The following is a 6,553-nucleotide window of genomic DNA, read 5'->3' as shown; positions in this document are numbered from 1 at the left end:
GTTGACTTTTGGCACGCTGTTGAGTTCTCAAGGAACGGACACTTCCTTCGGACCGCCTTCCAGCGGGCCCTCCGGGCGCTTCGTTCTTTCGTGTTTGAAGCTTATCAGATGTTTTCCGCTCCGTTTTCCGGAGTTTCATTCATCGGATTCGCATTCCGCCGCCCCTCTCGGTGCGACTCCGGAACTGTACGGGGACCGGCCCGCCACATGCAAATCGCCCCCGGCCGGGGATCCGGGCGGGGGCGATCGAAGAGCAGTCGGCCTGCTCAGCGGACCTCGGTGATCTCCGGACCGCGGGCGAACGGGTCGAGCGCGGCGCCGCCGAAGCGATTGCCGTCACCCTCGCCGGCAGCAGCGGCTGCCCCGCCACCGTCGGCCACCATCTGCGCGTCCTCGGGGAGCTTCAGCACGATCGGGTCACGCGGCGCCATCGGGCTCTCGCCACGGACGACGACCGTCTGCTGGAAGACCTGCTCCAGGATCCCGGCCATCTCCGGCTGCACCGCGGCCTGGCCCGAGATCACACCGCGCAGGAACCAGCGCGGCCCGTCGCAACCGACGAAGCGCACCAACTGGACGCCCTGGGTGCCGTCCGGCAGCTGCACGGGGACCTGAGCCCGGAGGTGCCAGCCGAGCGGGCCCTCCTCCTCCTCGATGAGGCCACCCTGCGAGGTGATGCCGTTGGCGATCTCCTCGCGAACCTCGCCCCAGATGCCCTCGGACTTGGGAGCCGCGAAGGCCTGCAGCTGGATGGCGCTGTTGCCGAGGACCAGCGTCGCGGCCACGATCGCGTCCCCGGCCACCTCGACGCGAAGTTCCATCCCCTCGACACCGGGGACCAGCAGGCCCCCGAGGTCGACCCGGCCTTCCTCCGGCTGCTCCAGCTCGGAGTGGTCCCACGGACCGTCCGGACGCGGAGCCGGCGGCAGGCCGACCCGCTCCGCCGGGTCCAGCTCGGTCACGTTCTCGCTCTCGGCGGAACCTTCGACGTCATCGGCCGTCTCGTCGGCGCTGATGGCGTCGTCGGCGAGCTGCTCGACAGCGTCCTCGCTCTTCTGGCGACGACGGAACACGGTCACTGTCCTTCCCGGTCCAAGACCGATGCGAATACCTGCTCGGCTTCCTGCGAGGCCGCGGGCAGCCTAGACCGCGGCGTGGCCGCCGGTCGACCCGAACCCGCCCTCGGCTCGTGCCGACCCGGGCAGTTCGGCCACCTCGTGGAAGCGGGCCTTCTCGACCTGCTGGATCACCAGCTGGGCGATCCGGTCCCCTCGGCGGAAGCTGACGGCTTCGCGCGGGTCCAAGTTGACGACGATCACCTTGATCTCTCCACGGTACCCGGCATCGACCGTCCCTGGGGCGTTCACCAGAGCAACTCCGCAACGAGCTGCGAGCCCGGAGCGGGGGTGTACGAACGCCGCGTAGCCGTCCGGCAGCGCGATGGACACGCCGGTGGGCAGGACGACCCGCTCGCCGGGGGCCAACTCGGCGTCGACGGTGGTCCGCAGGTCGGCGCCCGCGTCGCCGGGCTGCGCGTACGCGGGTAGCGGCAGCTCGGTGTCGATTCGCCTGATCAGGACATCTACCGGCGGACGGGGGGTGCTGCTCAAGGGTTCACCTCAAAGGCTCGGGCGCGCTTCATCAGATCCGGGTCGTCGAGGACCTTCCCGATGTCCTCGGGACGACCGTTCTTGGTGAAGTGTTCCAGTTTCACCTGGATGAAGAGTGCCTGGGCACGGACGGCGACCGGGCCGTCGGGCCCGCCGATCCGCGCCTCGCCGGCGCTGTAGATCTTCCGGCCCTGCACTCCGGTGATCCAGGCGCGCAGGTGCAGTACGGAGTCGACCGGTACCGGGCAGAGGAAATCGGTCTCCAGCCGGCCCGTGACGGCGGGGGCGTGCAGCAGCCAGTTCAGTGTGCCGAGCGTCTCGTCCATCGCCGTGGTCAGCAGGCCGCCGTGGGCGAGCCCGGGACCGCCCTGGTGGGTGGAGCGGACGGTGAACTCGGCGGTGACGTCGAGCCCCTGGCCGGCAACCGCGTCGATCTGCAGGCCTCCGGGGTGCTGCGGGCCGCAGCCGAAGCAGTGCTCGTAGTGCGAGCCGAGCCTGGTGCCCGGGGCCGGGGCCTGGGGGGCGCGCGGCGGCAGGACGGCACCCGGCGGGGGCGTGGTCGGCGTCAGCGGCAGGGCGGGCGCCGGCTGGGCGGACGGGGAGGCTGGGGCTACGGAACCGGTCACGGCGCCCAACCCTACCGACCGGTAGGCGGCCTGGGCCCGGGGGCGCCGTCCCGGGTCGCCCGTAACGGCGACCACAATGGGGGCATGTACGACGAACGCCTCACCGTGCCGCGCTCCTGGTGGTTGCTCCCGGTCGCGATCGGGCTCACGCTCGCGATGATCCTGCTGCGACTCAGCGCGGTGGGCGCGCTGGTCGGGCTGCTGGTCGGCATCGCCGCCGGCGCGGCCGCGATCAGCAGCTACGGCTCCGCTCGGATCCGCGTGGTGCAGGGCTCCCTGGTGGCCGGCCCGGCCCGGATCCCGGTCGACGCCCTCGGCGCCGCGCACCCGCTCAGCCCCGCCGAGGCGGTGGCCTGGCGCGGCCCGAAGGCCGACCCGCGCGCCTTCATGCTGCTGCGCAGCTACGTCCCGACCGCCCTGCGGGTCGAGGTCAGCGACCCGGCCGACCCGACGCCCTACCTCTATCTGTCGACCCGCTCGCCGATGAAGCTGGCCAAGGCCCTGGACGAGGCCCGCCGCGGCGCCCGCGCCTGACCGCTGGCCCGTCCCACCGGGCCGTCCCGCCGCTCCACCCCACCGGGCCGTCGCCGAAGCGGCGGCCCGGACGAACGACCGGAGCGGGCCGGAGAACGCGACGGCACCGGCACCCAGCCACGGCACCCAGCCACGGCACTCGGCCCCGGCGACCGGCCGGGCTCGGGGGCGGAAAACGGAGAGGGACGGTTCCGCAGTGCGGGACCGTCCCAGATATCTCCGTACCGCACGAGGTGCTGCCACCCCGCGCGGTACGCGGTACTGCGCCGGTACGACCCGACCCAGTACGGCCGGTGCCTCCGCCTCGACGGCTGCCGGTACTGCCGTCCGGCCCCGCTGCCCGGGGCCGGAAGGGGCGGTGTGCCGGTCTCGCGGGTTTCCGCGAGCCCGGGCCCATGGCCGCCCTGATACTCAGGCGCCGCAGTCCCGGCAGATCGGGTTGCCGTTCTTCTCGCTGTACAGCTGGCTGCGGTGGTGGACCAGGAAGCAGCTCATGCAGGTGAACTCGTCGGCCTGGCGCGGCAGCACCCGGACCGACAGCTCCTCGTTCGAGAGGTCGGCGCCGGGGAGCTCCAGGCCCTCCGCCGCATCGAACTCGTCGACGTCGACGGAGCTGGTGCTCTTCTCGTTCCGCCGGGCCTTCAGCTCCTCGATGCTGTCCTCGTTGAGGTCGTCATCGGTCTTGCGTGGGGTGTCGTAGTCAGTTGCCATGTTTCGCTCTCCCCCTCCGGGTTGTGCGGTGTGTGCGGTATCTCCAGCGCACGTAACGCATGGGGGGTCGGTCTTGTGCCCGACCCGAGGCGGAGATTTTGCCTTACTTCAAGCCCTGTTACTCAATCGACACTCAGCCAGGGGTCCGTTGGGGTGATCCGGTCGGGCGCGGGAGGCCTCACGCTGGGCCATCACCGGCCCGCGGTCGGGGCCGCTCGACGGACACGCTCAGTCATCGGAAGCCTTGCGGTTGCTCGACCGTTCCCTTGCCCACCAGGGGGCTCGGTCAATCCGCGCGATCGGTTCCGGCCCCGAACCTCATCACGGACTGCAACCGGGGCGCCGTTCACCATGATCACGCTCCGGGGTCACCCCGCCCCGTGGAGCGACACGGTGTGACCTTGCTCACGTTCCGAATCTTCCGGGGCAAACCACGGAAAATCCACCCAACAGGAACCGCCGGATCCGTCGCCCGGCGCGCCCTGCGGTTCGTGTCCGGCTCCTACTGGGCGGCCTTCCGCGCGGCCCGGCGGGCCAGCAGCGCGGCCTGCCGCTCGTCGAACTTGGTCGCCTGCGCGTCCAGCCCGCCGAGGAAGGCGCCGAGCTCGTCCTGGGCCCGCAGTCCCTCCGGGCCCAGGCCGCCGACCTCCATGACCTTGAGGTGGCGCAGCACCGGCTGCAGCACGTCGTCGTGGTGGATGCGCAGGTTGTAGACGCCGCCGATGGCGATCTGCGCGGCGGCCCGCTCGAAGCCGGGGATGCCGTGGCCGGGCATCCGGAAGTCGGTGACCACGTCGGCGATGGCGCGCATGGCCTGGTCGGGGGCGATCTCCAGGGCGGCCTTCAGCAGGTTCCGGTAGAAGACCATGTGCAGGTTCTCGTCGTTGGCGATCTTCGCGAGCAGCTGGTCGCAGAGCGGGTCGCCGGCGTAGTGGCCGGTGTTGCGGTGCGAGATCCGGGTGGCCAGCTCCTGGAAGGCCACGTAGGCGACCGAGTGCAGCATGCTGTGCGAGTTGTCGGACTCGAAGCCTTCCGACATGTGGCTCATCCGAGCCCGCTCCAGCTCGTTCGGGTCGACGGCCCGGGTGGCGAGCAGGTAGTCGCGGATGGCTATGCCGTGCCGGCCCTCCTCCGCCGTCCAGCGGTGCACCCAGGTGCCCCAGGCACCCTCGCGGCCGAACATGGTCGCGATCTCGTGGTGGTAGCTGGGGAGGTTGTCCTCGGTCAACAGGTTGACCACCAGCGACACCCGGCCGAGCGGGGTCACCTGGGACTGTTCCACCGACCAGGCCTCGCCGCCCAGCACGCCGTCGAAGTCGCGGCCCTGGCCCCACGGGACGAACTCGTGCGGCATCCAGTCCTTGGCGACCTTCAGGTGGCGGTTGAGCTCGGTCTCCACCACCTCTTCGAGGGCCATGATCAGCCGCGCGTCGGTCCAGGCGCTCGAACCGAGCGAGGCGGTGCGCTGCACGGGGGCGATGGTCACGAGTCTTGCTCCAGGGGGACGGGCACGCGCGGGACGGGCGCGTTGGGCGGGCACGTCGGGGACACCGAAGTCGGGACGCACTTACGGTTGCGTAACTTACGACACCGTAAGTTGCTCGGGCCGGAAATGACAAGCCGCCCCGGCCAGGCCTTATGTCGTCTTGACGGGCCTGGCGGGGGCGGCGGGATTGGTCAGCGCACGGAGCGCGGCCGGTACGAGCGGCGCAGCGGGGGCGTGAGGGGCCTGGGGGAGCGTTCAGGCCCCCGGGATCCGGACCCGCATGGTGAGGCCGCCACCGGAGCGCGGGGTGGCCTCGATGGTGCCTCCGTGCGCCCGGACCACCGAGCGGACGATGGACAGGCCCAGCCCGACGCCCTTGTCGCTGCGGGTGCGGTCGGCGCCCTTGACCCGGCGGAACGGTTCGAAGATGTGCTCCAGCTCGTAGCCGGGCACCACCGGGCCGGTGTTGGACACCACCAGCTCGCCGCCGCCGGGCACCTCGGCGGTGCTGATCTCGACCCAGCCGCCGGCGGTGTTGTAGCGCACGGCGTTCTGCAGCAGGTTGAGCGCGATCCGCTCCAGCAGCACGCCGTTGCCGGCGACCACGGCCGGGTTCAGGGTCGCGCGCAGGTCGACCTCGCGCCGGTCGGCCTCGGCGCGGGTCTGCACCAGGGCCCGGGTGGCGACCTCGGAGAGTTCCACCGGGCGGCGGTCGGTGAGTTCGTTGTCGCTGCGGGCGAGCAGCAGCAGGCCCTCCACCAGCTGCTCGCTGCGCTCGTTGGTGGCCAGCAGGGTCTTGCCGAGCTGCTGGAGGTCGGGCGAGGCGCCGGGGTCGGAGAGCTGGACCTCCAACAGGGTCCGGTTGATCGCCAGCGGGGTGCGCAGCTCGTGCGAGGCGTTGGCGACGAAGCGGCGCTGGGAGTCGAAGGATCGGTCCAGCCGGTCGAGCATGTCGTCGAAGGTGTCGGCGAGCTCCTTGAGCTCGTCGTCCGGCCCGTCCAGCTCGATCCGCCGGTGCAGGTCGGAGGAGGCCACCTCGCGGGCGGTGCGGGTGATCCGCCCGAGCGGGCGCAGCACCCGGCCGGCCATCGCGTAACCGGCGGCGAAGGCGATCACGGCGAGGCAGACCAGCACCGTGAGGGCCTTGCGCAGCAGCGTGTTGAGGGCCGAGTTGGAGGCGATGTCGTGCCGGTTGGCGAGGTACTGGTTGAACTGCTCGCTGGTCATCGGCACGCCGTTGACGGTGATGTCCTTGCCGAACAGGAAGGGCGGCGGCTGGACGTCGTGCAGGGCCTGCCGGACGAAGAAGTACATCAGCAGCAGCAGGACGACGCCGGCCATCAGGAACATCCCGCCGTAGAGCAGGGTCAGGCGGATCCGGATGGTCGGGCGGAACGGCAGCCAGGCGAGCATCCCGTCGCCGGGCACGTAGGTGTCGTGCGACGCGTGGTGCAGCCGGGGCGCGCGCGGCGGGTCCACGGGCTTCGGCGGTACGGACTTGGGCGGCACGGCGCGCGGGCCGCCGACGGGCGCGCCGGAGGGCCCGCCGGCCGGGGGCGGGGTGGTCATGATCGTCCTCTCGGGGC

Annotated in this window: 7 protein-coding genes; 1 reads left to right on the top strand and 6 read right to left on the bottom strand. The window is 71.5% G+C overall.

Annotation, left to right across the window (positions count from 1 at the left end; translation table 11 throughout):
- Positions 1-266: 266 nt before the first annotated feature.
- From AB0J08_RS10665 to AB0J08_RS10655, 3 genes are all read right to left on the bottom strand, one after another.
- The gene (locus AB0J08_RS10665; protein ID WP_360630206.1) at positions 267-1,073 is read right to left on the bottom strand and encodes a DUF3710 domain-containing protein; all 807 of its coding nucleotides are present in this window, start codon (positions 1,071-1,073) and stop codon (positions 267-269) included.
- Between the two features lie 69 nt (positions 1,074-1,142).
- On the bottom strand, positions 1,143-1,610 hold the full coding sequence (dut, locus tag AB0J08_RS10660; RefSeq protein ID WP_360630203.1) for a dUTP diphosphatase: 468 nt from the start codon (positions 1,608-1,610) through the stop codon (positions 1,143-1,145).
- Positions 1,607-2,185 carry a PaaI family thioesterase gene (locus tag AB0J08_RS10655; protein WP_360630236.1) on the bottom strand — a complete coding sequence of 193 codons (579 nt, stop codon included), beginning with the start codon at positions 2,183-2,185 and terminating at the stop codon, positions 1,607-1,609. Before AB0J08_RS10655 ends, dut begins: the two co-directional genes overlap by 4 nt.
- Before the next feature lie 135 nt (positions 2,186-2,320).
- On the opposite strand from AB0J08_RS10655, the gene AB0J08_RS10650 reads away from it, so the two are divergent.
- Complete coding sequence (locus AB0J08_RS10650; RefSeq protein ID WP_360630200.1) at positions 2,321-2,770, top strand: DUF3093 domain-containing protein; 450 nt, start codon at positions 2,321-2,323, stop codon at positions 2,768-2,770.
- A gap of 411 nt (positions 2,771-3,181) precedes the next feature.
- Here the strand turns inward: AB0J08_RS10650 and AB0J08_RS10645 are convergent, their stop codons facing one another.
- The 3 genes from AB0J08_RS10645 to AB0J08_RS10635 all read right to left on the bottom strand — a co-directional run bounded on the left by AB0J08_RS10645 (position 3,182) and on the right by AB0J08_RS10635 (position 6,536).
- On the bottom strand, positions 3,182-3,481 hold the full coding sequence (locus AB0J08_RS10645) for a DUF4193 domain-containing protein (protein WP_280668631.1): 300 nt from the start codon (positions 3,479-3,481) through the stop codon (positions 3,182-3,184).
- 502 nt (positions 3,482-3,983) lie between these two features.
- Positions 3,984-4,967 carry an acyl-ACP desaturase gene (locus tag AB0J08_RS10640; RefSeq protein WP_360630197.1) on the bottom strand — a complete coding sequence of 328 codons (984 nt, stop codon included), beginning with the start codon at positions 4,965-4,967 and terminating at the stop codon, positions 3,984-3,986.
- A 255-nt stretch (positions 4,968-5,222) separates the two neighbouring features.
- Complete coding sequence (locus tag AB0J08_RS10635) at positions 5,223-6,536, bottom strand: HAMP domain-containing sensor histidine kinase (protein ID WP_360630194.1); 1,314 nt, start codon at positions 6,534-6,536, stop codon at positions 5,223-5,225.
- Positions 6,537-6,553 lie beyond the last annotated feature (17 nt).

The organism is Kitasatospora sp. NPDC050463 (genome assembly GCF_040655255.1).
Taxonomy (GTDB): Bacteria; Actinomycetota; Actinomycetes; order Streptomycetales; family Streptomycetaceae; genus Kitasatospora.
The sequence above is the reverse complement of the archived record's forward strand: the minus strand, read 5'-3'. Positions and strand labels throughout refer to the sequence as shown.

What these genes read in the sequence shown, in the direction of transcription:
- AB0J08_RS10650 (WP_360630200.1), top strand. Translation starts at nt 2,321, where the DNA reads ATGTACGACGAACGCCTCACCGTGCCGCGCTCCTGGTGGTTGCTCCCG.
- AB0J08_RS10645 (WP_280668631.1), bottom strand. Translation starts at nt 3,481, where the DNA reads ATGGCAACTGACTACGACACCCCACGCAAGACCGATGACGACCTCAAC.
- AB0J08_RS10635 (WP_360630194.1), bottom strand. Translation starts at nt 6,536, where the DNA reads ATGACCACCCCGCCCCCGGCCGGCGGGCCCTCCGGCGCGCCCGTCGGC.